2 protein-coding genes are annotated in these 1,011 nt (G+C 51.2%); one reads left to right on the plus strand and one right to left on the minus strand.

All coding sequences use genetic code 11. From position 1 onward, the window contains the following. Window positions 1-158 precede the first annotated feature (158 nt). Window positions 159-374 (minus strand): hypervirulence associated TUDOR domain-containing protein, encoded by a 216-nt coding sequence (locus tag GOX01_RS12730; RefSeq protein WP_061507197.1) that lies wholly within the window; start codon window positions 372-374, stop codon window positions 159-161. Between GOX01_RS12730 and GOX01_RS12735 the strand changes: the two genes are divergently transcribed. Next, on the plus strand, window positions 373-972 hold the full coding sequence (locus GOX01_RS12735; RefSeq protein WP_062268667.1) for a DUF488 domain-containing protein: 600 nt from the start codon (window positions 373-375) through the stop codon (window positions 970-972). The genes GOX01_RS12730 and GOX01_RS12735 overlap by 2 nt on opposite strands. The last annotated feature ends 39 nt before the right edge of the window (window positions 973-1,011 follow it).

A 1,011-nucleotide genomic window follows, 5' to 3' on the forward strand; every position in this document is an offset into this window, starting at 1 on the left:
GATGATCTCTGTCATGAGAGGCTTATTGCGACACTCACGTCTGTCACCCCGACGCTGGATGTGGTGCTCTGTGCTCCGATCACCTCAGCCAATCCGTCTGTCTCTACATTGATGGATATTGCGGCCCAGACATGATGCTGGCTCAGGAGATGATCCAGTCACTCAGCAAGTGTAAGGGCCGTGCCTTTGTGAAAGGCGATATGACTGGTTTTAAGGCTTTCTATTTCATATTGAGGGTGTTCTGCCGTCGCGTGATGCTGATAGCCGTTGACCAGAAAGGGCGCCGTATGAATGGCTTTGATCCGTCCACTGACGTATCCCGCTTCCGAGTTCCAAGATACGATGTCTCCGATCTGGAAAGTTTGTGACGGCATGGAAAACTCCGTATCCAATGTGAACCTCGCAGGGGAGGCAAGATCATCTTCTTGTCATCCATTCTACACCATCGGGCATTCCACGCTTGCGCTATCTGATTTTATCGCGCTTTTGCGTCATTATGGCGTGACACTGATCGCGGATGTGAGGGCTTTTCCGTATTCCCGGCGTAATCGAGACTATGATGGCACCAGTCTCCAGCCGGAACTGGCGGCACAGGGGATCGGATATAGTCATTTTCCAGAGCTTGGTGGACGACGGCCACGGTCGAAGACGATGCCTGCGGAGACCAACGCATTCTGGCGTGTTCAGAGTTTTCATAATTATGCGGATTATGCGCTTGGAGAAGATTTTCACCGAGGTCTTGCCCGGCTTATCGAGGCGGGACAGCAGGCAACTGTTGCGATCATGTGCTCGGAGGTGCTCTGGTGGCGCTGTCACAGGCGCATCGTTACTGACTATCTTCTGGCCCACGGGGTGACAGTCTTTCATATTCTGTCCATGACGGATGCCGTTCCCGCGCACCTTACTGAATCTGCGATTATTGATAGTAGCCGTCATATTACTTACCCACAAATAAACACTTCCAGAGGCTGAAGGTAAAATGTAGGCATAAAAACAAACGATCTCGAAAAA

Origin of the sequence: Gluconobacter oxydans (assembly GCF_006539685.1) — a bacterium.
Taxonomy (GTDB): Bacteria; Pseudomonadota; Alphaproteobacteria; order Acetobacterales; family Acetobacteraceae; genus Gluconobacter; species Gluconobacter oxydans.

Coding starts and splice junctions, on each gene's coding strand:
- GOX01_RS12735 (WP_062268667.1), top strand. CDS start 373: ATGGAAAACTCCGTATCCAATGTGAACCTCGCAGGGGAGGCAAGATCA.
- GOX01_RS12730 (WP_061507197.1), bottom strand. CDS start 374: ATGCCGTCACAAACTTTCCAGATCGGAGACATCGTATCTTGGAACTCG.